General features: G+C 69.7%; 24 protein-coding genes. 11 read left to right on the forward strand and 13 right to left on the reverse strand.

Features of this window, described 5'->3' with window-relative positions:
* Nucleotides 1-147: 147 nt before the first annotated feature.
* From KHP12_RS03410 to KHP12_RS03430, 5 genes are all read right to left on the reverse strand, one after another.
* Nucleotides 148-1,983 (reverse strand): hydroxysqualene dehydroxylase, encoded by a 1,836-nt coding sequence (locus tag KHP12_RS03410; RefSeq protein ID WP_211831384.1) that lies wholly within the window; start codon nt 1,981-1,983, stop codon nt 148-150.
* Nucleotides 1,984-2,140: 157 nt separating this feature from the next.
* Nucleotides 2,141-2,554, reverse strand: coding sequence for a DUF5937 family protein (locus KHP12_RS03415; protein ID WP_246648395.1), 414 nt, complete (start codon nt 2,552-2,554; stop codon nt 2,141-2,143).
* Between the two features lie 225 nt (nt 2,555-2,779).
* The gene (locus KHP12_RS03420) at nt 2,780-3,037 is read right to left on the reverse strand and encodes a hypothetical protein (RefSeq protein ID WP_086880291.1); all 258 of its coding nucleotides are present in this window, start codon (nt 3,035-3,037) and stop codon (nt 2,780-2,782) included.
* 396 nt (nt 3,038-3,433) lie between these two features.
* Nucleotides 3,434-3,610, reverse strand: a complete 177-nt coding sequence (locus KHP12_RS03425; RefSeq protein WP_208652874.1) for a hypothetical protein — start codon at nt 3,608-3,610, stop codon at nt 3,434-3,436.
* Nucleotides 3,607-4,299 (reverse strand): GntR family transcriptional regulator, encoded by a 693-nt coding sequence (locus KHP12_RS03430; protein WP_208652873.1) that lies wholly within the window; start codon nt 4,297-4,299, stop codon nt 3,607-3,609. Before KHP12_RS03430 ends, KHP12_RS03425 begins: the two co-directional genes overlap by 4 nt.
* Nucleotides 4,300-4,407: 108 nt before the next feature.
* Between KHP12_RS03430 and KHP12_RS03435 the strand changes: the two genes are divergently transcribed.
* Together KHP12_RS03435 and lhpI are read left to right on the forward strand one after the other, a co-directional pair.
* On the forward strand, nt 4,408-7,794 hold the full coding sequence (locus KHP12_RS03435) for a molybdopterin-dependent oxidoreductase (RefSeq protein ID WP_211831385.1): 3,387 nt from the start codon (nt 4,408-4,410) through the stop codon (nt 7,792-7,794).
* Between the two features lie 29 nt (nt 7,795-7,823).
* Nucleotides 7,824-8,780: a bifunctional Delta(1)-pyrroline-2-carboxylate/Delta(1)-piperideine-2-carboxylate reductase gene (lhpI, locus tag KHP12_RS03440; protein WP_086880288.1), complete on the forward strand. Its 957-nt coding sequence runs from the start codon at nt 7,824-7,826 to the stop codon at nt 8,778-8,780.
* A 194-nt stretch (nt 8,781-8,974) separates the two neighbouring features.
* Here the strand turns inward: lhpI and KHP12_RS03450 are convergent, their stop codons facing one another.
* Nucleotides 8,975-9,664, reverse strand: a complete 690-nt coding sequence (locus KHP12_RS03450) for a type 1 glutamine amidotransferase domain-containing protein (RefSeq protein WP_086880287.1) — start codon at nt 9,662-9,664, stop codon at nt 8,975-8,977.
* Between the two features lie 211 nt (nt 9,665-9,875).
* On the opposite strand from KHP12_RS03450, the gene KHP12_RS03455 reads away from it, so the two are divergent.
* Nucleotides 9,876-10,274 carry a YbhB/YbcL family Raf kinase inhibitor-like protein gene (locus tag KHP12_RS03455; protein WP_086880286.1) on the forward strand — a complete coding sequence of 133 codons (399 nt, stop codon included), beginning with the start codon at nt 9,876-9,878 and terminating at the stop codon, nt 10,272-10,274.
* A gap of 78 nt (nt 10,275-10,352) precedes the next feature.
* Here KHP12_RS03455 and KHP12_RS03460 read toward each other — a convergent pair whose 3' ends face one another.
* On the reverse strand, nt 10,353-11,165 hold the full coding sequence (locus KHP12_RS03460; RefSeq protein ID WP_086880285.1) for an acyl carrier protein: 813 nt from the start codon (nt 11,163-11,165) through the stop codon (nt 10,353-10,355).
* A gap of 537 nt (nt 11,166-11,702) precedes the next feature.
* Here KHP12_RS03460 and KHP12_RS03465 point away from each other — a divergent pair.
* Both KHP12_RS03465 and KHP12_RS03470 read left to right on the forward strand, forming a co-directional pair.
* A complete protein-coding gene (locus KHP12_RS03465) occupies nt 11,703-12,374 on the forward strand; it encodes a HEAT repeat domain-containing protein (protein ID WP_086880284.1) in 672 nt (223 codons plus the stop codon).
* Nucleotides 12,375-12,377: 3 nt separating this feature from the next.
* The gene (locus tag KHP12_RS03470) at nt 12,378-13,385 is read left to right on the forward strand and encodes a MerR family transcriptional regulator (protein ID WP_211831387.1); all 1,008 of its coding nucleotides are present in this window, start codon (nt 12,378-12,380) and stop codon (nt 13,383-13,385) included.
* Between the two features lie 167 nt (nt 13,386-13,552).
* On the opposite strand, the gene KHP12_RS03475 is transcribed toward KHP12_RS03470, so the two are convergent.
* Nucleotides 13,553-13,978, reverse strand: coding sequence for a RidA family protein (locus tag KHP12_RS03475; protein WP_086880282.1), 426 nt, complete (start codon nt 13,976-13,978; stop codon nt 13,553-13,555).
* Between the two features lie 67 nt (nt 13,979-14,045).
* Nucleotides 14,046-14,720, reverse strand: a complete 675-nt coding sequence (locus KHP12_RS03480) for an HD domain-containing protein (protein WP_086880281.1) — start codon at nt 14,718-14,720, stop codon at nt 14,046-14,048.
* A 71-nt stretch (nt 14,721-14,791) separates the two neighbouring features.
* On the opposite strand from KHP12_RS03480, the gene KHP12_RS03485 reads away from it, so the two are divergent.
* Nucleotides 14,792-15,724 carry a GlxA family transcriptional regulator gene (locus tag KHP12_RS03485; protein WP_086880280.1) on the forward strand — a complete coding sequence of 311 codons (933 nt, stop codon included), beginning with the start codon at nt 14,792-14,794 and terminating at the stop codon, nt 15,722-15,724.
* Here the strand turns inward: KHP12_RS03485 and KHP12_RS03490 are convergent.
* Nucleotides 15,700-16,290 carry a tetratricopeptide repeat protein gene (locus KHP12_RS03490; RefSeq protein ID WP_211831388.1) on the reverse strand — a complete coding sequence of 197 codons (591 nt, stop codon included), beginning with the start codon at nt 16,288-16,290 and terminating at the stop codon, nt 15,700-15,702. The genes KHP12_RS03485 and KHP12_RS03490 overlap by 25 nt on opposite strands.
* A gap of 334 nt (nt 16,291-16,624) precedes the next feature.
* On the opposite strand from KHP12_RS03490, the gene KHP12_RS53185 reads away from it, so the two are divergent.
* The 3 genes from KHP12_RS53185 (at nt 16,625) to KHP12_RS03505 (ending at nt 19,008) form a co-directional block, all read left to right on the forward strand.
* On the forward strand, nt 16,625-17,170 hold the full coding sequence (locus tag KHP12_RS53185; RefSeq protein ID WP_167442378.1) for a tetratricopeptide repeat protein: 546 nt from the start codon (nt 16,625-16,627) through the stop codon (nt 17,168-17,170).
* A 154-nt stretch (nt 17,171-17,324) separates the two neighbouring features.
* Nucleotides 17,325-18,200: an aminoglycoside phosphotransferase family protein gene (locus tag KHP12_RS03500; protein ID WP_211831631.1), complete on the forward strand. Its 876-nt coding sequence runs from the start codon at nt 17,325-17,327 to the stop codon at nt 18,198-18,200.
* A gap of 313 nt (nt 18,201-18,513) precedes the next feature.
* Nucleotides 18,514-19,008 (forward strand): hypothetical protein, encoded by a 495-nt coding sequence (locus KHP12_RS03505; RefSeq protein ID WP_211831389.1) that lies wholly within the window; start codon nt 18,514-18,516, stop codon nt 19,006-19,008.
* Nucleotides 19,009-19,018: 10 nt separating this feature from the next.
* On the opposite strand, the gene KHP12_RS03510 is transcribed toward KHP12_RS03505, so the two are convergent.
* Nucleotides 19,019-19,627, reverse strand: a complete 609-nt coding sequence (locus KHP12_RS03510; protein WP_244202582.1) for an NADPH-dependent F420 reductase — start codon at nt 19,625-19,627, stop codon at nt 19,019-19,021.
* Nucleotides 19,628-19,841: 214 nt separating this feature from the next.
* Nucleotides 19,842-20,669: a calcium-binding protein gene (locus KHP12_RS03515; protein ID WP_211831390.1), complete on the reverse strand. Its 828-nt coding sequence runs from the start codon at nt 20,667-20,669 to the stop codon at nt 19,842-19,844.
* A gap of 350 nt (nt 20,670-21,019) precedes the next feature.
* On the opposite strand from KHP12_RS03515, the gene KHP12_RS03520 reads away from it, so the two are divergent.
* Nucleotides 21,020-21,550 carry a hypothetical protein gene (locus KHP12_RS03520; RefSeq protein ID WP_211831391.1) on the forward strand — a complete coding sequence of 177 codons (531 nt, stop codon included), beginning with the start codon at nt 21,020-21,022 and terminating at the stop codon, nt 21,548-21,550.
* Nucleotides 21,551-21,698: 148 nt separating this feature from the next.
* On the opposite strand, the gene KHP12_RS52250 is transcribed toward KHP12_RS03520, so the two are convergent.
* Complete coding sequence (locus tag KHP12_RS52250) at nt 21,699-21,824, reverse strand: hypothetical protein (RefSeq protein WP_276328694.1); 126 nt, start codon at nt 21,822-21,824, stop codon at nt 21,699-21,701.
* A gap of 394 nt (nt 21,825-22,218) precedes the next feature.
* Here KHP12_RS52250 and KHP12_RS03525 point away from each other — a divergent pair, with 394 nt between their 5' ends.
* Nucleotides 22,219-22,485 (forward strand): SMP-30/gluconolactonase/LRE family protein, encoded by a 267-nt coding sequence (locus KHP12_RS03525; protein WP_086886524.1) that lies wholly within the window; start codon nt 22,219-22,221, stop codon nt 22,483-22,485.
* The last annotated feature ends 221 nt before the right edge of the window (nt 22,486-22,706 follow it).

The following is a 22,706-nucleotide window of genomic DNA, read 5'->3' on the forward strand; positions in this document are numbered from 1 at the left end:
GGTCAAGGACTCGGCGGGCCGGTACGTCGCGTCCTTCGTCGTGGAGACCGGCCCGGAAGACCGCGCAGCGAAGCAGGAACCCACTCGACACCGCAGCGTTCAACGACGCGGTAGGCGGGAATCTCCCCCTTCAGGGGGGAGAGGATGTCAACCCAGGTCGAAGGTGTTGGGCAGCCCCAGCCGATAGCGCACCTCGTCGACCCGCTTCAGGGGCTCCATCTCCGGCGGCCGGAACAACTCCCAGATGTGACACCGTTCGGCGCCCGAATTGTCCGCGTCCAGGAGTGCGTTGACGGCGCGTCGTGCGGACTCGTTGGCGCCCTCCATGGTCGCCAGATCCACATCCGTACGGACGTAGTCGCCCGCGAGGAAGAAGTTCGGCACCGCCGTCCTCGCCGACGGGCGGTGGTGGAGGGTGCCGGTGGGGTGGATGAGGAGCTGTTCGCGGTTCTGCGGATCGGGGCCGCCGAGGCCCGTCACCGCCGGGTCCATGAACCAGCCGAGCCGGTCCTCGTCCCTGAGCGTCGTCTTGCCGGAGTCGTTCAGCCCGTCCTTCAGCTGGGCCCACAGTTCGGCGACGATCTCGTCCTTGGTGCACTCGCGGGCCGTCTTGCCGTACAGGATGCCGGGCTTGTCCCACTCGGAGATGATCGTGGACAGGCACTCGTGGGCCCGCCCGTCTCCGTAGTCGCGCGAAAAGTCCCGTACGTCCCAGAACTGCGTCTGGCCGATTCCGGTGACCGCCCATGGGGAGTCGAGGCAGTTGATGTGGCCGTGCACGACGGGGGTGGGCGTGCGCAGGTAGAACATCACACCGGTCATCCAGTCCGTCTTCAGCGCGTCGCACCGCCCGAGCTGCGGGTCGGCGGCGCGCAGGGCCGGGCCCCAGGTCACGCGCGCGTGCTCGACCGGGAGGGCGGAGACGTAGTGGTCGGCGGTGATGGTGCGCTGCCGGCCGCCGTCGCGCGCCGCCACCCGTACGCCGGTCACCCGGCCGCCGCCGTACACCACCTCCCGGACCTCGGTGCCGAGCACGAACTCGACGCCCAGGGAGCGCAGATGACTCTCCCAGGGGTCGATCCACGCCTCGCTGGTCGGGGCGTTCAGCACCCGGTCGATGTCCGCGTCGCCGTCCATGCCCCGGCCGAGCAGGCCCCACAGGATGAGGGCCTCGATGATGACGCGGCCGACGGTGCGGGTGGAGGCCGTTTCGGCGCGGGTGGCGACGAGGTTACGGGTCTGGCCGATGCCGAGGAGCACCTGGTACTCGCGGCTCATCTCGCCGGCCCGGATGAAGTCCCACCATGGGACCTTCTCCCACTGGCCCTCGCGGCGGGCGTCGCAACTGGTGAGGTGGACCAGGAGGCGGTCGGCGAAGTAGGCGGCCTCGTCGGCGGGCAGGTGGGTGGCGAGATCCAGCACCGACAGGATCTGGTCGCGGATCCAGGACGGGGTGAGGTCGCCGGGAGCGGGTGGGGTGGTGACCCGGCGGAGCGGGAAGTGCAGGTCCGGGCGGCCCGAGCCGCGCGCGAACAACTCCTCCGTACCGCCGCGGAGGTTGCCGTGGACGCCGTTCGCGTTGCCGGGGAAGGGGATGCGGCGCATGGTGTCCGGCAGATTCCGGTAGAAGCCGGGGAAGAAACGGAAGCCGTGCTCGCCGGGAAGCGGCTTGCGGCCGCCCGTCCCGGTCCCGGGGACGTCCATGGAGCGGGCCTTGCCGCCGAGGGCGTCGTAGTACTCGTAGACCGTGACCTCGTAGCCGCGTTCGGCGAGTTCGTGGGCGGCGCTGAGGCCGGAGACTCCGCCGCCGAGGACGGCGACGCGCTTGCCGGAGGAGGCCGCGGCCGCGCTGCCGGCAGTCCCCAAGGCGCCGACCGTTCCCCCGCCGACGACTCCGGCGACGGCTGCCCCGGTCGCCGTCAGGAAGCGTCTGCGGCCGTGTCCGTTGTACCCCTGGGACTGCTGCGCGTTGTCCTTCGTCATGAAAACTGAAGGGTATGGAGGGGCTCCGGAAGCCGGAAGCCCTATGTCCCGTCACCCACAGCATCCTCACAAACGCAGCCGGTTGTGCCATCCCTCCCACTGGCCCCAGGCGGCCGGGCCGACGCAGGCGAGGTGGTCCGGGCGGCTCCCAGACCGGTCATGGCCGCGGCTCGCGGCGAGGCCGCGTCCAGGACGGAACGAGAATGAGTCCCTCAGGGCAGTCGAGGTCGATGTCGACGGTCGACTCGACGGTGATGGTGTCGCCTTCGCACGCCGCGGAGTGGTGCAGGCGCGGCAGGACCGCGCGCAGCCCCTCCCGGTTGACCTGGATGGCCCGGTCCAGCATCTCGGCACGTAGCGCCTGCCGCATGCACGGCCACTCCGGTTCCACAGCTGCCTTCCAGAGGCGGCGCACCGCATCGGTGGCCTCGGACCTGGCTCGGTCGGGGTCATCGAGCAGTCGGCGGCCCATTTCTGCCCCACGCCCCGTCGTGGCGTCGACCAGCTCGGCGTGCACCTGGTCCGTCGGCGTGGCGAGCCCGAAAGACGGTGGCGGCGACGTCGAAGCCACTGGTGGAACATCGGGTGATGCCGCGGCTCGGTCAAGAGCCGGGCAGACCATCAGCGTGCTCCCGCTCATCGCGTAGACCACGTGGTCCGGGCCCGCCGCCGCACGGCAGGAAGGGGCCCGGCGTACTCGGAGCCGTCGGCTCCGGCTGCTCGGGCCCCTTCGGCCGATGACCCGCCCACGAAGAGGACCCTCTCGAGAACGGCGGCCCCGCCAGAAGGCGGCTGGTCAGTCGCTCAGGGTTCCCCGGTAGCCGACGGGCCCTTCGTCCGGGAACTGGGCGGTGCCCTCGAAGCGGCTGCCGTCGTCGAAGAAGGTGACGCTGCCCGACCCGGCGTTGGAGCCGCTCCATGTGACGGTGGTCCCTGTCGCGGGGCCACCGTCCTGCGGGACGACATCTCCGCGGTTACTGATGCTGATACTGAGGGGTTCGTCCTGCTGCCAGCCCCCTCCGCCGGTGAAGATCTCCGTGTTGAACGTGGCCATACCCTTCTCCCTTCCGATCACCGACCGCCCCGCGGGCGCGGTCCGATGAGTGCGAACCTCACTCCTGGATAGGGGCCCGGACTCGTGGCACACCTGTCACCCGGTCGACCGACGGCCGAGGACACCTGCGCTCACCGTGCCGGAGCAGGCCCCGGCGATCGGCCCCGGGCACCGCAGGGCCAGCGGCACCCGAACCGACCGGCCGCGACCCTCTCACGCGGTTGAGCCTGGCCCGTTCGCACCCGCCACCGCCACCGCCACCGCCACCGCTCACCGCGGACTACGGTGTGCGTCATGGCGAGGGAGACCGACCGTGCCGCCTTGGCCGCCGAGGTGTGCTCCGCGCTGAGGCGGTGTTGCCCGGGCTCGAGCGCGGAGCTGGCCGGCTCGCTGGCATCAGGGGCGGCGGACGGCTTCAGCGACATCGAGATCGCGTGGGTGGTGCCGGACGCGCGGTTCCCGGAATGCCTGGCTCGTGGGGTGGAGGCGCTGGGCGAGGTCCAGCCGGTCGACAGCGTTCGCGGCGGCGCGGACTTCCACCGCTCCGACCGCCGCCGCCTGCTGTTCGATCATGCTCGGCGATCGCGAGCGGGGGAGGCGCTGTCGGGCCGGGCCCAGTCGGAGCGGATGTGCAGCAGGTGCTGGCGGATCAGATCTTCCAGGCCGTTCATGTCATTGCGGGCGATCGCCTCGAGCATGTGGTGGTGCTCATGGGCGGAGCTGTCGAGAACCCCCCGTTCCGCAAGTGCCTCGAGGCCGTACAGCCGGGTCTGGTCCCGCATCGCGGCGACAGTGGTCACCAGGCGCCGGTTGCCACAGAGTTGGAGCAGGCCGAGGTGGAAGCGCCGGTCCGCTTCGAGGAAGCCGACGACATCGCCTTCCCGAGCCGTTTTCTCGATCTCGTCTGCGATGACCGCCAGGCGCGTGAGGTCCTCAGGCTGGGCATTCGCGGCCGCTTGCAGCGTGCCGGGGACCTCCAAGAGCAACCGCATGGTGTAGACCTCGTCGAGGTCGTGCTCGCTCATGGGGATCACTCGGTAGCCGCGGTTGCGGACCGGCTCCATGAGGCCCTCGTTCACCAGTGTCAGCATGGCTTCCCGGACCGGGCTGCTGGAGACGCCCAGCCTGGTCGCCAGGGCCGCGGCCGAATAGATGTCTCCCGGTCGGATCTCCCCGGACACCAGGGCCTGCCGGACCAGGGCGAGGACCTGTTCGCGCAGGTTCGTGCGCTGAAGCGGACCGGCCAGCGCGTCGGGTGCCATCGGTTCTCGGCTCATCTCTTCATCTCTTCTTGACGCGGCTCCCACCTGGATGCATCTTAGCGTCTTACCGGCGACCGGTGGCCGGTAACCGGTTACTCAGGAGTAATAATGACTGAGAAGCAGGGGTACTGCACTCTGTGCCGCTCTCGATGTGGTGCCGTCTACACCATCGAGGCAGGCGCTCTGCGGGGAGTGCGGCCTGACCCCGAGCATCCGACGGGCGCGGCGATGTGCCCGAAGGGACGGGCGGCACCAGAAATCGTGGACAGCCCCGACCGCCTGACCCAGCCGCTTCGGCGGACCACTCCCAAGTCCGATCCGGACCCCAAGTGGGAGCCCATCGGCTGGGAGGAAGCGCTGAGCGAGACCGCCGAGAAACTGGGACGGATCAAGGCTCAGGACGGCGCGGAAGCTGTGGCCTTCGCCGTGACTTCGCCCAGTGCCACCGCACTGTCGGACTCCATCGACTGGATCGAGTGTTTCATCCGCCTCTTCGGCAGCCCCAACACCTGCTACTCCACTGAGGTCTGCAACTGGCACAAGGACTGGGCCCACGCCTTCACGTTCGGGAGTTCACTGCCGACCGCGGACTTCGCCGCAACGGACCTCGCCGTGCTCTGGGGTCACAACCCCGCCAAGACATGGCTGGCGCAGTCGGCGGCCCTCGCGCAAGCCCGAGCCGAGGGAGCCCGCCTGGCGGTCATCGACCCCCGCCGCTCGACCAGTGCGCTGGAAGCGGACCACTGGCTGCGTGTCCGCCCTGGTACGGACGCGGCCCTCGCCCTGGGCGTCGCCCGGCTCGTGCTGGAACGTCACGGCTACGACGACGAATTCGTTCGGGCCTGGACAAACGCTCCCCTGCTCGTTCGCCGTGACACAGGACGTTTTCTGCGTGCCCAGGAGGTTGATCCGGGCCTCGGCGGTTACGTCGTCTGGGACACCGTGGACGACACCTGGCGGCCGTACGACACGCTCCGCGCCGCGCGCAACCCCGACCGCTTCGCCCTGCACGGCACCCATCGAGTGCGCCTACGTACCGGCACGGTCGACTGCGAGCCCGCCTTCGAGCGGTACCGGGACGCCTGCCGGCCATGGACCGTGGAGAAGACCGCCCGCACCACCGGCATCGCCCCAGCGGAGCTGACCGCCTTCGCCGACGCACTCATCCGGGCACGGTCTGTCTCCTACCACGCGTGGACCGGCGTCGGGCAACACGCCAATGCCACCCAGACGGAGCGGGCCATCGCCACGCTGTACGCGCTGACCGGCAGCTACGACGCCCCCGGAGGCAACGTCATATGGCCGCGGCACGCCCTGAATCCGGTCACCGACCTGACCCGGCTCCCGCACGGCCAGCGGGCCAAGGCCCTCGGCATGGCGGAACACCCACTTGGCCCTCCTGCCCAGGGCTGGATCAGCGGCCGGGATCTGTGCCGCGCGATCCTGTCCCAGGATCCCTATCCGGTACGGGCCCTGGTCGGATTCGGCAGCAACCTGGTGCTCTCACAGCCGGATCCACGACGCACGGCCGCCGCTCTCCGCAACCTCGACTTCTACGTACACCTCGACCTCTTCCCCAACCCCACCTCCCAGTTCGCCGACATCGTGCTTCCGGTCAACAGCCCCTGGGAACACGAGGCGATCAAGGCGGGATTCGAGATCAGCCGACGGGCTCAGGAACACGTCCAGCTCCGGCCGCGCATGGTGGAGCCGGTGGGGCAGTCCCGCTCCGACACCGAAGTCGTCTTCGACCTCGCCCAGCGTCTGGGCATGGGCGCCGACTTCTTCGACGGCGACGTCACGGACGGCTGGAATCATCAGCTGAGGCCCCTGGGGCTGACCGTCGATGAGCTCCGCCGCCATCCCGGGGGCCTCCGGGTCCCCCTCGAAACGGTCTATCGCAAGTACGCCCAGAGCGCGGAAGACGGCCAGGTCACCGGGTTCGCCACCCCGACCCGACGGGTCGAGTTGTACTCGGAACGGCTCGCGCTGCACGGCTACTCCGCCGTCCCCGTCCATTCCGCGCCCGGTACCGGACCCGACTCCCGCTACCCGTTGTCGCTGACATGCGCGAAGAACGGCCACTTCTGCCACAGCCAGCACCACGGGTTGTCCTCTCTCCGCAAGCGCAGCCCGGAGCCCACTGTCGACATCAGCCGGGCACTGGCACAGCGGCGCAACATCGGCGATGGCCAGTGGGTGGCGCTGTCCACGCGCAATGGCTCGATCCGCATGCGCGCACGTATCGACCACGATCTGCACGATGACGTCGTGTGCGCCGAATACGGCTGGTGGCAGCAGGCTCCGGACCTGGCACTACCGAGCTTCGATCCCTATGCCGAGACCGGCAGCAACTACAACCTCCTCATCGGCGACGACGTACGCGACCCGATCAGTGGGTCGGTGCCGATGAGGTCCGGCAGTTGCGACATCCAGCCCATCGCGACCTCTCATTGGGAGGGAACCAAGGAGTTCGTCATCGCCTCCGCCGTACCGGAAGGAGCCGACGTCCTGGCCCTGAGCCTGGAACCTGCCGACGGTTCGCAGCTGCCCGACTTCAGGCCGGGCCAGCACATCACCCTCGGCTTCCCCACCACCGACCCCGCGGGCGCGGAACGATCAGCGGCACGTTGCTACTCCCTGACCGGCCCCGCGCAGGACAAGGGCCGCATGTCGTACAGCATCGCCGTACGCCGCGTGCCCGGCGGACAGGTCTCCGGCCGGATACACGCCACCGCGCGTGAGGGGAAGCGCGTACAACTGACGGCGCCGGCGGGACTCTTCGCCATCCCGCCCGACATCAGCCGGCCAGTCGTGCTCCTCGCCTCCGGAATCGGGATCACGCCGTTCATCGGCTACCTCGAGACACTGGCCCGCAGCGGCGGCAGCGTCCCCGAGGTCGTACTGCACCACGGCAGCCGGAATTCCACCTCACACGCCTTCCGGAACCGCACGAGCGAACTACGGGACCTCATCCGACAGCTACGCGTCCACACCCACTACAGCCGACCGGAACCCCACGACGTCCTCGGCCGCGATCACCACCACTTCGGACGCATCAGCGCCGCCGACGTCGATGCCCGACTCATCGAACGCCGCGCCCGGTTCTACCTCTGCGGGCCGGAGGACATGCTCTCCGACATCACCATCGGCCTGGTCGACCGAGGCGTGCCGCGCTTCGACATCTTCGCCGAAAAGTTCCACGTCGCCCCACAGCGCGTCGACGTCCCCGACAGCGCACAGGCCACCGTGCGCTTCACCCGCGCCAACCGCCAGGTCACCTGGCGCAAAGAGGACGGCACTCTGCTGCAACTGGCAGAGCGGGAAGGGATCCGTCTGCCCAGCGGCTGCCGCTTGGGCCAGTGCGAGAGCTGCGCCATCACCGTTCTGGACGGGCAGGTCGCGCATCTGGTCACCTGCCCGGAGGACCTGGCCGACGACCAGTGCCTGACCTGCCAGGCCATGCCCATGACCGACGTCACGCTCGACGCCTGACCGCCTGACCGCCTGATCGAAAGACGACGATGCTGAATATCGACGCCCAACAGACCATCAACGCACTGCCGTTCCACGACCTCATCCCCGCGCTCCGGCAAGGTTTCGTTCACGGCGCCAGCACTCCTGCCCGCCACCACCACACCGTCGACGCCGATACCGACGCCACCATCCTGCTCATGCCCGCCTGGTCCCATCGCGAGTTCCTGGGTGTCAAGCTCGTCAACGTCTTTCCCGCCAATGCCCGCCACGGCAGGCCGGCCCTGTCCTCCGCGTTCGTTCTGGCCAGCGCCGCCACCGGGGAGCACCTGGCCATCATCGACGGCAATGAACTGACCCGGCGCCGCACCGTGGCGACCTCCGCTCTGGCCGCCACCTACCTCGCACGACCCGGGAGCACCACCCACCTGGTGGTCGGAGCGGGGCATGTGGGCAGTCTCGTCGCCGAGGCCTACCGCAGCGTCCTCGACATCCGGACAGTGCTCGTCTACGACCGGACCGTCAGCCACGCCCATCGCCTGGCCGACACCCTGAGGCAACAGGGGCTCGATGCCCGTCCTGTCGCCGACCTGGCCCCCGCGGCCGGCGAAGCCGACATCATCAGCTGTGCCACCCTTGCCACCGAGCCCGTCATCAAGGGCGACTGGCTGCAACCCGGCACCCACCTCGACCTCATCGGCAGCTTCCGCCCCACCATGCGAGAGGCTGACGACCAGTGCGTACGCCGCGGCACCATCTTCATCGACACACCACAGGCCCTGCGCGAATCCGGTGATCTGACTCAGCCCATGGATGCCGGCCTCCTCACCCCGGACGACATCGCCGGCACCCTGCCCGACCTGTGCGCCGGCACCATCCCCGGCCGCCGTACCCAGGAAGAGATCACCGTCTTCAAATCGGTCGGCAGCGCACTCGCCGACCTCACCGCCGCCTCGGTGGTCTACCGCTCACACGGTGGCGCCCGCGCCGGTTCCTCGCGGCGGTGACCAAGGCGGTTCCGGCCACGGCCGGCGTGTCAGTTCCCCTTCTACGCCGGCATCGCCGCCATCATGACCAAAGCCACCAACGGCTCAGGCGACAGCCTGTCCCACTACCTGGCCTCAGCCTTCACCGGCGTCGGATCCCCGGCCCTCTTCCCGCTGATGATGGGCGGGCGCGCAGGTGCTGAGCGTTGTGCGGTTCAGATGACTTTGAGCAGGCGTTCCGCCAGGGGGGATGCCGACGCGGGGTTCTGTCCGGTGTACAGGTTGCGGTCGACCACCGTGTAGGGCTTCCATTTCTCTCCCTTGGTGAAGTCGACGCCGAGTGCGATGAGCTCGGTCTCCAGTGTCCAGCGGGCCCTCTTGGCAAGGCCGACCTCCTCCTCTTCCTCGTTGGTGAAGCCGGTGACCCGGTAGCCGATGAAGGGCGATTTCCCGTGGATCCTGGTCGCCAGCATCGCTGCCGGGGCGTGGCAGACGATGGCGAGGGGTTTACCGGAGGGCAGGGCCTCCGTCAGCAGGCGGCCGACGTCGGCGTCGACGCTCAGGTCTTCCATGGGACCGTGGCCGCCGGGGAGGTAGACGGCGTCGTAGTCGTCCAGCCGGGCGTTCGCGAGGTGGATCGGGCGCCGCATCACTTCCGCGGAGCGGATGATCGCCTCCAGATCGAGTGCGATCTGCGCGCTGCCCGCCATAGCGGGTCGCAGGCTCATCATGTCCACCGTCGGAACGGCCCCGCCGGGGGTGGCGACGGTGATCTCGTGGCCCGCCTCGGTGAGGGCCTTGTAGGGGGCGGCGAACTCTTCAGCCCAGTAGCCGGTCGCGTACCTGGTGCCGTCCTTGAGCGTCCAGTAGGGCGTACCGGTCATCACGAAAAGTACCTTGGCCATCGCGCAACCGCCTTCCTGTCACTATTCGATACGGTCAGCGCATATATCTCCCTTAAAGCATGGTATAAGCAGGCGGCGGTCCGCCGCACCTGCGGTGGCCATGAGCACGTAAAGCCGGGTTGACCTGCACCTACCTCGACAAATCCGCAGTCCCGAATCGCGTCCTCGCCTCACGATCACCCAGGTGTCCACGAGCCCGAAGGATCGCACCATGACCGAGCGCTACGACCCCTACCGCGCGCTTCCTTTGGTACCGGAGTTCCCGTGCTACGACCCGGACGCACTGACGGTCAGCGGCTTCTGGCACTGGGCAGTCTTCGACATCCCCGCCTCGGTGACCGAGCTGTCCGCCGGCGCGGGCGACGCCGGTGGCCAACACCTGCCCACCGGCGCCAAGACGCTGGCCAACGACGCAGGCCGGCACGGCTACCTCGGTGCCGCACCCGAGCCGGGGGAGGCCCCGCACCGCTATGTCTTCGTCGTCCACGCACTGGACGTCCCCACGCTCGACGTCCCCACCGACGCGACCCCCGCCTGGCTCGGCTTCCGGCTCGTGGCCCACGCCCTGGCGCGGGCCACGCTCACACCGGTCTTCGGCATTCCGGCGTGACGGAACGGACAGCGAGGGCCACCGGCGCCATCCCACGGCCCACTCGCGCCCGAAGTCCCGTCGTCCGGAGGGCTACGACTACGTGCGGGGGCGTGAGGTGTTGGTGATCGGGAGCGGCCGGTCCGTGCCCGCCACGTAGAGGTCCCTCGGAGCCGTGCGCAGCTCGAAGGCATTGTCCTCGCGCGAGACGCGCACGGACAGCACGAAGTAGCCGTCGTCCTCCACGGTGGTCTTCACGTGGTACTCGCTCTCCCAGTAGGTCTGGAGGAAGACCTCGGTGCCCTCGGGCTCGATCCCTTGGGGGAGGCTGACCTTGCCCTGGACGGTGAGGATGTCGCCCGCCTTCACCTTCTTCTTGTTGACCTGGTAGCTGACGGAGCTGGGCTTGGCCTTGGCGGCCACGGTGGTGTCCGCGTAGTAGCCGTCCTGCGGGGTGTTGGGGTCGCCGTCCTCGTCGTAGAGGGCCGTGATCTGCACCCGGTGCTGGACATTGAGCAGGCTGCTGCCGCCCACGTGGTCGATGTCGACGTCGGGGATGGTGAACCTTCCGTTGGCGTCGGTGACCGGCGTGCCCAGGTCGCGCGGCTCGTAGTAGTTGGGGTCGATCGGGTCGCCCCACGGGTTCCAGGTGGTGAAGAGGACGACCTCCTGGATGGTGACGGGGATGTTGGACGCCGGGGTGCCGTCGGCCTTGGTGACGGTGCCGGTGACGTCGACGCGGCGGTTGCCGTAGTCGGTGCTGGTCGGGTTGGTGCTCACGTTCAGCACGTAGGCGTCGCCGGGGGAGGCGTTCGTGGGCTTGGCTGAGGCGGCGGGCGCGGACAGGGCGCCTGCGGCGAGCAGGAGCGCGGCGGTGGCGGCAAGCCGCGTCGGCAGGGACTTCCTGGGCACGGGTCAACTCCAAGGTGTGTCGGGATTGCAGGAGTCGCGCCGGGCGGCACCGGTTCCGCCGCAGCGCAGGTGTGCGACGCACCAGGTTCGACCGGCGGGGTGAGGCGGGAGTTGTCCCCCGTGCGGCCGCTGTTACGCGGCTGTGGCAGGAGGCCGGGTTTGTCCGGGTTGCGTATTCACCTGGACGTCATTCGCTGGCCGCCCCGCATTGCCCTCGGCGGGCCGCTGGATGGGTTGCTGCTGGTGTCGGCCTTCTGTACGCAGACCCAACGGGCATGGTCGGCGAAGTACCGGGGCGGGCGCGGTCCTTGCAGGCACGTGCTCGCGGTGGGCATGGTGCGCGGCACGGCGGCGGCCGCCGAAGCCGGGTCACGGCCGTCGCGGCGGGCTCCGTATCGAGCCAGGTGGTGAAGAACGCGAGACTGCTGCGCGACGTACTGGGCCGAGCGGCCCAAGCCCTCTTCACGGTCCTCCGCCTTGCCCGGCTTGACCTTGACACAGTGACAAGGTCTTCACTGCGTCAAGGAGGTGGTCCCGATGACGGCGCCGAGCGAGGACACGAACACGATACGAATTCTCCGGGGGCTGGAGAACAGCAGCTCATCGGTCCGGCTGCAAGCAGCGCTGGCGGTCGGCACGACCCCGGACCCGGCGTTCATCGGCAAGCTCATGGAGCGATGCGCGATCGAACCAGAGTTCTGCGTGCGCGAAATGCTGACGTGGGCACTCACCCGCCACGCGGCATCGATGACACTCCCGGTGCTTCTCGACGAAGTCCGCTCGGAGCGTGCGCAGGCACGGAGCCAGGCGTTGCACACGCTGTCCAAGATCGGGGATCGGCAGGCGTGGCCGGCGATCACACCGGCGCTGCTGTCCGACGCCGATGACGAGGTGGCCCGGAGCGCCTGGCGGGCAGCGGTCGTGCTCGTGCCCGAGGGTGGGGAGCACGAGTTGGCCGTAGTGTTGGCGACACAGCTCGGGCGCGGCGAACATGAGACGCAGCTGAGCCTCAGCCGGGCGCTGATCGCGCTCGGGGAGGCGATGTTGCCGGCACTGGGCGCCGCGACGAGGGATCCCGATCCTCGTGTGCGCACGCACGCACTCGCCACGGAGCGGCTGTGGCGCGACCCGGATGCCGGATTCGAGTTCGCGATCGAGGAGGCGAAGCGCGTCGTAGCCCTCGGCGGGAGCGGCCGGGAGGGGCGGTAGGCAGTGTTGATCGGTGATGTCGCGCGACGGTCCGGAGTCAGCGCCCGCATGCTCAGGCATTACGAATCGCTCGGCCTGGTGCGGCCAACGGGTCGTACCGACTCGGGCTATCGGGAGTACTCCAGCGAGGACATCCGGCGAATCTTCCACATCGAGAGCCTGCGGACATTGGGGCTGTCGCTGCGCGACGTCAGGCGCGCGCTCGATGACCCCGGCTTCGCGCCCGCGGAGCTCGTCGACGACCTCATCCGCCAGACGCGAGACCGCATCGCGGCGGAGACGAAGCTGCTCACGCGACTCCGTCGGATCGGTGCCGCGCAACCCGCGGGCTGGGAGGAGGTCCTCCAGATCGTCGCGCTCCTCCAGGCGTTGGGATCGAAGAGCGCGGGAACGCGGCAGCGGGCGGCCCTGTCCGCGGTGGAGGACGTTCCCGTGCCGGTGGAGGCACTGGCCGAGGCCGTGCTGAGCGAGTCGGACCCGAACGTCGCCGGGGCCCTTCGTTGGGCTCTGGCACGATCGGGAGAGGACGCGCTGGCACTATTGGCGGAGGGCCTCGGCTCACCTGCGGCCGAGGTGCGGAAACGTGCCGTCCAGTCCATCGCCGAGATTCCGTATGATGAGGCGACCGCACTGCTGCGGGATGCCCTCACGCAATCCGATATGGCGGTCCGCAGGTACGCGGCTCTGGCGCTCGGGGCACGTGGCGTGGCCGACGCGGTCCCGACACTCATCGACATGATCGTCGAGGAGCGGAACGACGCCGACGCGGCTGACGCACTGAGCGCGCTGGCGAGTGATCCCGAGTTGGCGGATCAGATCGCCACTGGGCTCCTCGACCGCCTCTCCCGAGGCACCATGGGAGCGTCCGCACGTCGACGGCTGGCACAGGCGCTCGCGGACATCCCGGGGATCCGGACGTCACGTGCCCTCGCGGATCTGTCACATGATGAGGACCGTGCCGTTGCGCTCACCGCGACATACATTCTCAAGCTGCGCGACGCACGAGAGTGAATCTCTCCTGGGCCTTGTTCTCGTGTAGCTACGGCGAACGGATGTGTAGCGCGGCCTACGGATTCCCAAGCCCGGCAGACCGGCGTCTTCCGCAAGGACGGTTCACCTCCGCTTGCGCGGAGGCTCTGAGGAACCGGGCCGCCCGGCCGGCGGCTCACCCAGCCGGTCTATCGGGATGCGCCGTCGGGGTAGGCGGCGGTCGCGCGGATTTCGACGAGGAGTCCCGGGCTGGCGAGGCCGCTGACCCCGATGATCGTCCAGGTCGGGTAGGGAGCTTTGACGAGGCGCTGTTTGGCCTCGATGAAGCCGGGCAGGTGCTGGCGGATGTCGACGTGGTAGCTGGTGATGTCCACGAGGGCGGACAGGTCGAGGTTCTCCAGTCGAAGGATCTCTTCGATCTTCCGGATGGCGATCTCGGTCTGTTCCTCGATGGTGTCCGGGATGGTTCCGTCGGCGCGGCGGCCGATTGTTCCGGCGATGAACAGGAGGCCGTGCGCGCGGACCGCGGCGGAGTAGCCGAAGCTTGCGAAGGCGCTGGTGGTGTGCCCGAAGACGGCGTTGTCCTCGGGGACCTCGATGGTGTGGACGGTCATTGGGGTGGTTCCTTTTCCTTGTTGAGGCGGCCGTTTTCTTTGTTGAGGGGTCGTGGAGTCCGTGGGGTCAGTCGCCCCAGCGGGACGAACGGCAGGCGTGCTCCAGCCGGGTCCGGCCGAAGGTCTCGCGTTCGCGGAGGAATTCGCCGGGGATGGCATACCGGGGTGCGTTCGTCGGGTTCTTCGCTGCCTGTGCGACGATCGCGTCGGTGAGTGAGCGGACCATGTCCAGCCGTGGATAGGCGGTGTGCACGGCGTTGGCCTGCTCATCGGTGATGGCGTCGATGTGGCCGGCGCCCAATGGGCCGCCGAAGTCGAGGGCGACGCCTTCGCGGACGAGCACGCACAGCGTGCCACGGCGTTCCGCGATACCCGGCGAGGTGTGCAGGGCGATGGCCTGCCAGACCTGGTCGGCCTCGGCCGCGGGCACTCCGCGGTCGATGAGGAATGCCGCGGCCCGGTCGGCGCCTTCGACCTCGAACCGCTGGCTGTGCGGGCCGTCCGACGCCACGCCGAGGTCGTGCATCGCGCACGCGGCGAACAACAGGTCGTCGTGGTAGTCGTGGCCGACGGCCAGGCCGAGGCGGCCGGCCGCCAGCCGGGCGAACAGGTAGCTGCGGATGCTGTGGTTGAACACGGACGGCGTTTCCACCGGCCGGATGAGATCCATGACGGCGTCGGCAAGCGGTGTGCCGGGCAGCGTGATCAGGTCGGCGGTCGCCTCGCGGGTAGGTCCGGTCATGTCTTCAGCCTGGCCGCGACCGCCCTGACCTGGCGAGAGGCAAAATTTCCTCGCTTCGATAGAATCTTGCCATGGCAGTGCATCGAGTCGCGGTCCTGGCGCTGGACGGGGTCACCCCGCTCGACCTGGCGATCCCGACGCAGATCTTCACCACCCGGCCGGAAACCCCCTACGAGATGACCCTGTGCGCGCTGGACGCGAAGGTGGCCACCACGGCGGGCTTCGCCCTGGTCGCCGACGGGGACCTGGAACAGGTGCGCGCCGCCGACACCGTGATCGTGCCGGGGTACGAACCGCTTCTACGGCCGCCGGAGGCCGTGCTCGGCGTGCTGGCCGAGGCCCGCGACCGAGACCGGCGGGTGGTGTCGATCTGCACGGGCGCCTTCGCACTTGCCGCGGCGGGTGTGCTGGACGGGCTGCACGCCACGACCCACTGGAAGCACATCGACGAGCTCGAGCGGGACTTCCCGGCCGTCGAGGTCGACCGCGACGTGCTCTACGTCGACGAGGGCGATGTGCTCACCTCGGCCGGGGTGTGCTGCGGCATCGACCTGTGTCTGCACCTCGTGCGCCGCGACCTGGGGGCGGTGGTGGCCAACGAGATCGCCCGCGGTCTGGTGGCCGCCCCACACCGGGACGGTGGGCAGGCCCAGTACGTGCCGGCTCCCGTCGCGGTGGCGGGTGAGGCGTCGCTGTCCGGTACCCGGGAATGGGCCCTGCACCGGCTCGGCGAGCCGCTCACCCTCCGCGTGCTCGCCCGGCACGCGGGTCTCTCGCAGCGCACCTTCATGCGCCGGTTCACCGAGGAGACGGGCACGACCCCGTTGCAGTGGTTGCTCAACGCCCGCCTCGGCAAGGCGCGGGAACTGCTGGAAACCACGGACCACTCGGTGGAACGGGTGGCGCGGGACTGCGGACTGGGCACGCCGGCCAACCTGCGGCTGCACTTCCGGCGCGCACTGGGCACCACCCCCACCGCCTACCGCCGCACCTTCACGCACTGACCTTTTCGCCGAGGTCGGAAGCCTTCGGAAGCCTTTGGCCGCCGAGCTCGCGGGCGACCGAGCGACCGGGCGGCTGCCTTCGAGTCCGCCGAACAGGCGGGGGCGCCGCACCGTTCCGCGGCCCGGGAACGCCAGCGGGCCAGCTGGTCGCGGGCCGTGCGGATGTCACGGTGATCGGGGCCCAGCACCCGAGCCATGTCGGGCAGCAGCTCGGCGATGCTCTCCGCGGCACCGATCGCGTCCCCCGCCAGGCCGCGCCAATGGGCTTGGGTGAGTCGGCCGGTGAAGGTGAAGGGGTGATCGGGGCCCAGTACGCGGCGGCATGCTTCCACGACGTCCGTGAGAGTCTGTGCGGCACTTGTCGGGTCGCCCGCCTCGCCGCGCCACCACGCCACGTCATGCCAGGTCCGCAGGGTGCTCGGATGGTCGGGCCCGAGCACCCGCATACGCGCGTGCAGCAGGTGGACATACTCGTCCGCGGCGCCGGCCGCGTCTCCGGCCAGGCATTGCCAGTGGGCATGGCTATGGCGGGTGGCCAGCGTGGCCGGGTGATCGGCGCCCAGCACACGCAATGTGTCCGCCAGGAGTCGCCCGTACGCCGTAGCGGCTCCGGCGGCATCTCCCGCCGTGCCCTGCCAACTGGCCGCGCTACGGCGGGTCGCAAGGGTCGCCGGGTGATGGGGACCCAGCACCCTGGTTACCAGCGGCACCAAGGAGGCAAGGGCTTCCGCGGCACCCGTCGCGTCCCCCGCCATCGCCTGCCAGTCCGCAAGGCCACGCCGGCCCGCCGTTGAACGTGACACCGCCCTCGCCGCGGCACTGCGTACCAACACAGCCGCTCTCGCCGCCTGTGCCGACGAGGCACTGCACCGGCCGGGCGTCCATCCGGTTCTGTTCCGATTGGGTACCAGCCTCGGCGAATCGGGCCGAGTCGCCGCCGCCACCGCCTACTTTCGGCGGATGTCCGCCACCACCCGCCGCCGGCTCGGCTCCGACCACCCCAACACCCTCGCCGCCCGAGGGGCCCTGGCCGAGTGGCGTGGCGAGGCGGGGGACCCCGCCGCTGCCGCGGAGTCGTATGCCGAGTTGCTGGCGGACAGCGTGCGGATACTGGGCCGTGACCACCCGGAAACATTGGCCGTCCGGTACGCGCCCTCCACGGTCTGGGTGAGCGTCCCCCCTTCCGCGTCCCGCGCGCTCAGCCGCAGGGTCACGTCCTGGCCTTCCGCAGACCGCGGGTTGAACCACCGTGCGGTGTACCGGCCGTCGCCATGCCCGCTCAGCGAGGCCTCGCGCCAGGTCGTCCCCCCGTCGAAAGAGACCTCGACCCCCGCGGCCCCGGATCGTACGTCCCCGCGCACGCCACCCGTCCCGTCCCGTCCGGCGCGCGTCCCGCATAGTCGGGGCACCGCGTACGCAGGGAGCACACGGTCTCACTTTTCGTGACGGCCCGTGTCGGGCCGCGGGGGGCCGGTGGGTGGTGAATCTCAGGTGGTGCCTGCGGGCGGTGGTGAGGAGCCGGGCAGCGGCGGAGCAGAGGCGGAGTCGTAGGAGCGGCAGACTGGGCAGACTGGCCCGTGTGAAACGACTATTGGTGGATGTGGACAGCGTAACCACGCGGCTCGTTCGTCGATTCGGTCCGCAGGTCGCCGAATGGTGCGCTGAAGCGCCGAACCTGATTGCACGGTTGACGTCCCGTTGGGACCTTTCCCTCGGTGAATCCCTCCCGGATGGTGCCTCGTCGGTCGCGTTGCGGTGCCAATGGCCCGACGGCACGCCCGCGGTGCTGAAGCTCAGTCCGGAGCGGGCCCTTTTGGCCGAGCAGGCCGGAATGTTGGGGTGGTTCGCTGCCTCGGGCCGGGTGCCCGCTGTGCTGGCCGTCGACGAGGACGCGGGCGCAATGGTGATGGAAGAGGTCGTGCCCGGAACGCCGGCGGAGGACATGCCTGCTGCTTCGCTTCCCGGGCAGTGGTCGGATCTGCTCGCCGCGTTGCACGGGGTCGCTCCGCCTCCGCGGCCGCCGCGTGTGCTGCGCGGCCGGTGCGAGGAGGCCTTCGCTCGTGTCGGCAGGCGGCTGTCCGAGCCTGCGATCAGTGCACGTATCGATGCCACTGCGTGGAGCAGGGCCATTCAGCGGTGTGAGCGGCTGCTGGACACGCAAGCGACAACCGTGTTGCTCCACGGTGACCTGCACCTGGGCAATGTGCTCGACGGTGGCGCGGAGCGCGGTCTGATGGCCATCGATCCGAAGGCATGTGTGGGTGATCCGTGCTTTGACGCGGTGGACTACGTCGTGGCCGGCGCCGGGCTGGAGGGCGTCGAGACCCGCTGCGCGCGCGTGGCGGCGGCGTGCGAGCTCGATGGCGACCGGCTTCACGCCTGGAGCCGGGTGATCGCCCCGTTCGCGGCCATCGCCCACCTCGGTAACGGTGGTGAGGAGCCGGTGATCGATGAACTGCTCGCGTTGGCCCGGTGAGAACACCTGACAGCAGGCCGACACGGCCCCGTGATCACGCCTCCCATCATTACGAATGATCGCTCCGTAGCGAGTCGACAGCGAGGGTCGTCCGTCAGGAGGCACCAGCAGCGCACCGTACGGAGGCACAACTTGGCCGCGATCTGGGCCCGCATCGACGCAGGCAAGACCCGCCAGGGCTCGGCAGCGCGACCAGCTGGATGATGACCGAGCGCGGCATGGTCGCCCCGGCCGCCGCTGGCGGCGGCGTCTTCGCGCAGTGGGACGCCATCCTCACCGCGCCGCGCCTGAACTCACCGGCCACGCCCAAGCGGTGAAGTTCGATGCGGACACCGGCCGCCTGGACGTCGTCCCCGACGCCCCGGCCTGCGGCACCAAGCTGCGCTGGAGCGCACCGAAGCCGACCGCGGCGGCCGACGCGGAAGCGCCGGGCTCGAAGGTGCGCACCGTGCACGTCCTGTCGCCCGCACCCGGCGACGTCGGCTCCGCCTCGGCGGTCGCCGACCCGGACCTGTGGCCGGCCGCTCCCGAGGCGCCGGTCCGTGCGCGGGAGGCCGCGTCGCCGGGCGACCAGCAGGCCCCGGCCGCTCGCCAGGCCAGAGCATGCCGGAGCGTGTCCTCGACCCGCGGATCGCGGCCGCCACCGAGCGGCAGAACGCAGGCTCCTCCGATGCGCGAGCCCGAGAAGGCGTTCGGCGATGGGCAGGCCGCGATCGAAGAGCTGCGGGCGAAGACGGCGCGGGCGGCGGCCGCGGGCGGCGGCCGCGGGCAGCAGTCGCGGTCGCGCGCTGCGGCGAGCTTGTGCTGAGCGAGCCGGCTCAGCGCCTGACCTTCGCCAGTGCTTCCCTCACCTCGTCGGCCGTACTGATCGCGGGGCCGTGGATCCCGTTCGCGTCCTGCTCAGTCGTATCGTCGGTGTACACCGCGTAGGCGGGGTGGCCGAACTCGAACCGCCATCCCTCCGCGAGGGGCCCGGCGTCGACGACGCCGTAGCCGATGCTGCCGATGAACTCGGCTGCCGCCGTCTTGGCCTCCGCGTCGTCCCCCGCGATCGTCAGGTGGGTGCGGTCCGGTGCGCCCGAAGGGCGTGCCAGGAGCGACATGTGGCGGTAGTACAGGTTGTTGAAGCACCTGACGACCTTCGACTTCTCCAGGTGTCCCTGGAGTAGTTCGCTGACGGTCACCTCGCCACTTTCCAACTCGGGGACCCTGCCGTCCCGCTCGGGGAAGTAGTTGCTCGTGTCGAGGACCACCTTGCCCGCCAGTTCCGCGGTGGGGACATCGCGGACGGCGTACAGGGGCACGCTCACCACGACCAGGTCACCCGCGAGCGCGGCCTCCGCCGGGGTCGCCGCGCTCGCCCGCTCGCCCAGTTCGGCCACCGGATCGGTCAGGGATTCCGGCCCCCGCGAGTTGCTCAGAACCACGCGGCATGCGATGCAGGGCCGGTCACTCCTCAGCCGACGCCGGTTTCCTCGGCCGACAGGGGGTGACGCTTTTCCGGGCCGGACGTCTGGCGGCGCCCGTGGCGTCGGCGCGGCTGATGCGGGCGGCCTCGGCGGCGGAACGGCCCGGGTCGTCGACCCGGGCCGTCTTGTCATTCAGGTTCCTGAGGTCCCTTGCGGGTCCCCTGAGGTTCCCTCAGAACCCCTCAGGGACGGATCCGTCCTGGTCGATGACGTTGTCGCCGGGGCCGCCGTCGATGTCGTCCTGTCCGGGGCCGCCGAAGAGGTAGTCGTTGCCCGGTCCGCCCTTGATGGTGTCGTCGCCCTCTTGGCCGTCGATCGTGTCATCGTTGCCGGCGCCGTCGAGGTGGTCGTCGCCGGGGCCGCCGTAGATCTCGTTGGCCACGTCATCGCCGGTGACGATGTCGTCGCCGTCCCCGGCCCACACCGCGAACGAGTCGGTGATGGTGTCGTTGCCGGCGTTGCCGTTCGCGTCGGTGGCGTGGCTGATGGTGTCGTCGCCGTCGCCGCCCACCGCGACGGAGGCGCCGGTGATGGTGTCGTCGCCGGTCCCGCCGTCGATGTTCACATCGCCGCCGGAGACCTTGGCGCTGTCGTTGCCGTCGCCGAGTTCGACGTTGCCCTGGGCGCCGCCGTGGTCCGGGTCGGGGACGGGCACGGTGCAGGTCACATACGTCAGGTCGGTTGTGGTGGGGTGGGTGCAGTCGGTGCCTGCGGTGATCTCGACCACGTCGTCGACGCCGAAGGTCAGCGTGGTGTCGGTCTCGCTGATCCGCTTGATGGTGAGCTTGTTGGTCTGCCCATCGGCCGCCGCGTAGGCCATCGCTCCGTCGGTGACGGTCACGGTGGCCGGAGACGCGGTCGACGACACCGGCGACGGCGACGCGGGCGAGGTGGCGGCCTGGGCGTTCCAGGCGAAGAGTCCGGTGCTGGCCGCGACGGCCAGTAAGGCGGCGACGCCGACCGGGCGGACGCGGCGGGAACGCGGGCCAAGGGTGGACACGAAGAACCTCCGTGGGGAGTGGATCTGATTTCCGATCACCCGTTTCGACGAGGAAGATCCGCGCGGGGTTGTGCCACTCCCATGCCCTGTCACCGATCTTTTCGAATTCCCATTTCGCGTTCAGCTCTACGACACCGGAAATTTTCTCCGCGTTGTCGGAATGTGCGTTCCACGAGCGGCGGGAACTCCGGTGAGGCCCGGCAACGGGGGGCGAAGGCCGTATGGGGCATCGGCCATGGATCGGCTCTGGATCGGTATCCATCGAGGGTCCCCGCAACGCCCGCAGTAGGGGTGGATGGGTCGGCTACGGGGGCCATAGTTTGAGGTGTCCACGACCTGGGAGGGGCCCGATGAGGCGTACGGAAGCGGCCAAGCAGTTGGGGAGGTTCGTGCGGGAGCACCGTACGGACGGCGCGCGACGCCTGCGGCAGGCTGGTGTCTGGTTGCTGGTGGGGGCTGCGGGCACGGCCTTCGGGGTGCCGGTGGCGATCGCGTCGGTGGGCACTACCGAGGGGGCGCCGGGGCTGGCGGGATTGCTACTGGGGGTCGGCCTGGTGGGGTGGGGTCTGGGGATCTGGCGCCTGGTGCAGGCGTTCCGTACCCGGGAGCAGTGCTTCGACCTTCATGAGCGGGGGTTCACCCACCGGGTGGCGGGCACCGCGACCGTGATCCCCTGGGGGGACGTCGCGCAGGTGAGTACGTCTGGCGGCGACGGCCGACCGCTCGCCGACGCCCGGGGCATGGGCTCTACGTGCGAGATCCGGCTGCACAGCGGACGCCGGATCCGCGTCGACGCCTTCACTGAGGACATCCGGGGCCTGGCGGTGGTCGTCCATCGTGCGGTTCACCTCGGGCAGTTCCCCCAGGGCCGGGGACGCTGACCGGCCCTGCTCGATCGACGGGGTGCGGGTCGTCCCCTTCCAGGACGTGACGCCGGGCACCTTCCGTCGCCTCGCTGTGACCAAGATCCGCCCGGGGCTGCGGAGGAAGCGGGCGCTTCGGCTGGGGAGTGCCCGCTGTGCGGTCATGTCAGCACGTGTTGTCGGCGCGCCACGTGACCTTGTGCACGGTCGTCGGGTTGTAGAAGAACTGCCTGCTGACCTTGTCCCTCGTGACACACACTGTGCCATCCACCGGGACGGTCCCGTTGTTCATGTAAGTGGTGTATTCCACGTCGACGGCGCGGGACCCGGTGTTCTGGAACACGAGCCCGTCGACGTTTCCAGACCAGTCACCACTGGTCAGCAGGACCGGGGTTTCGACGGGTGTGGGGTAGGACGCGAAGGTGGGCTACAGGCAGAAGTTGCCGTCCGGACAGGCACTGTTGCCGGTCGCCGACGTGCTGGGCGCGGGCGATGCCTGCGAAGGCGGCGGATAAGACCGCGAGAGCGAGAGAGCGCTTGCGCATGATGCTTGCCTTTCGTCGCTGTATCAGGTCGCTGCTGGAGTCACGGAGATGGGCTGAACGTCCTCGACCATCGAGTCGGCGAGTAGCACGGGGTCGGCGCGGCGGGTGTCGTGGGGAAGCCCATGAACGGACGATTTCGCGGTGCACGACGACGGAACCCTCTATCTGGCCACCCACATGTTCGACAGTGTGCTGCGGCTGGCTCCGGACGGACGGCGTACGGAGATCGCCCGCGCCGACCAGGGCGTCGAGACCAGCACCTCCGTGGCGATTGATCCGGAGGATCCGGACACTCTGTGGGTTACCGCGGCGGGCGAGCGCTTCGGCAGCGGCGGTCACGACAAGCCCGCCCGGCTGATCCGGCTGTGGGCCAAGCCGCCCGCCGTCCCTGAGGAGTCGGATGGCTGAGCATGCCGAGCATGACGAACCGAGTGCGACGAGGTTTCCGCCGCCCACCACGCGCGGATCGGCGGGCGACCACAAGAGGTGGCTGCCTGTCTACCGGTCGGGGGAAGTGCCGGACCACCTCCGCCGATCACCCTGCTCGAGGAGCAGCCGCTCAAGCCGGCCGAGGAGCAAGACCCCGCCGTGCCGCGCCGCAGCCGTGCCCGCGTGTCCGCGGCGCTGCA

The sequence above is a fragment of the Streptomyces asiaticus genome, from assembly GCF_018138715.1.
Classification (GTDB): domain Bacteria; phylum Actinomycetota; class Actinomycetes; order Streptomycetales; family Streptomycetaceae; genus Streptomyces; species Streptomyces asiaticus.

Excerpts from the sequence above, each read along its gene's own strand:
- KHP12_RS03410 (WP_211831384.1), bottom strand. The coding sequence starts at position 1,983 with ATGACGAAGGACAACGCGCAGCAGTCCCAGGGGTACAACGGACACGGC.
- KHP12_RS03420 (WP_086880291.1), bottom strand. The coding sequence starts at position 3,037 with ATGGCCACGTTCAACACGGAGATCTTCACCGGCGGAGGGGGCTGGCAG.
- KHP12_RS03425 (WP_208652874.1), bottom strand. The coding sequence starts at position 3,610 with ATGATCGAACAGCAGGCGGCGGCGGTCGGAGCGGTGGAAGTCCGCGCC.
- KHP12_RS03430 (WP_208652873.1), bottom strand. The coding sequence starts at position 4,299 with ATGGCACCCGACGCGCTGGCCGGTCCGCTTCAGCGCACGAACCTGCGC.
- KHP12_RS03435 (WP_211831385.1), top strand. The coding sequence starts at position 4,408 with ATGACTGAGAAGCAGGGGTACTGCACTCTGTGCCGCTCTCGATGTGGT.
- lhpI (WP_086880288.1), top strand. The coding sequence starts at position 7,824 with ATGCTGAATATCGACGCCCAACAGACCATCAACGCACTGCCGTTCCAC.
- KHP12_RS03450 (WP_086880287.1), bottom strand. The coding sequence starts at position 9,664 with ATGGCCAAGGTACTTTTCGTGATGACCGGTACGCCCTACTGGACGCTC.
- KHP12_RS03455 (WP_086880286.1), top strand. The coding sequence starts at position 9,876 with ATGACCGAGCGCTACGACCCCTACCGCGCGCTTCCTTTGGTACCGGAG.
- KHP12_RS03465 (WP_086880284.1), top strand. The coding sequence starts at position 11,703 with ATGACGGCGCCGAGCGAGGACACGAACACGATACGAATTCTCCGGGGG.
- KHP12_RS03475 (WP_086880282.1), bottom strand. The coding sequence starts at position 13,978 with ATGACCGTCCACACCATCGAGGTCCCCGAGGACAACGCCGTCTTCGGG.
- KHP12_RS03480 (WP_086880281.1), bottom strand. The coding sequence starts at position 14,720 with ATGACCGGACCTACCCGCGAGGCGACCGCCGACCTGATCACGCTGCCC.
- KHP12_RS03485 (WP_086880280.1), top strand. The coding sequence starts at position 14,792 with ATGGCAGTGCATCGAGTCGCGGTCCTGGCGCTGGACGGGGTCACCCCG.
- KHP12_RS03520 (WP_211831391.1), top strand. The coding sequence starts at position 21,020 with ATGAGGCGTACGGAAGCGGCCAAGCAGTTGGGGAGGTTCGTGCGGGAG.
- KHP12_RS52250 (WP_276328694.1), bottom strand. The coding sequence starts at position 21,824 with ATGAACAACGGGACCGTCCCGGTGGATGGCACAGTGTGTGTCACGAGG.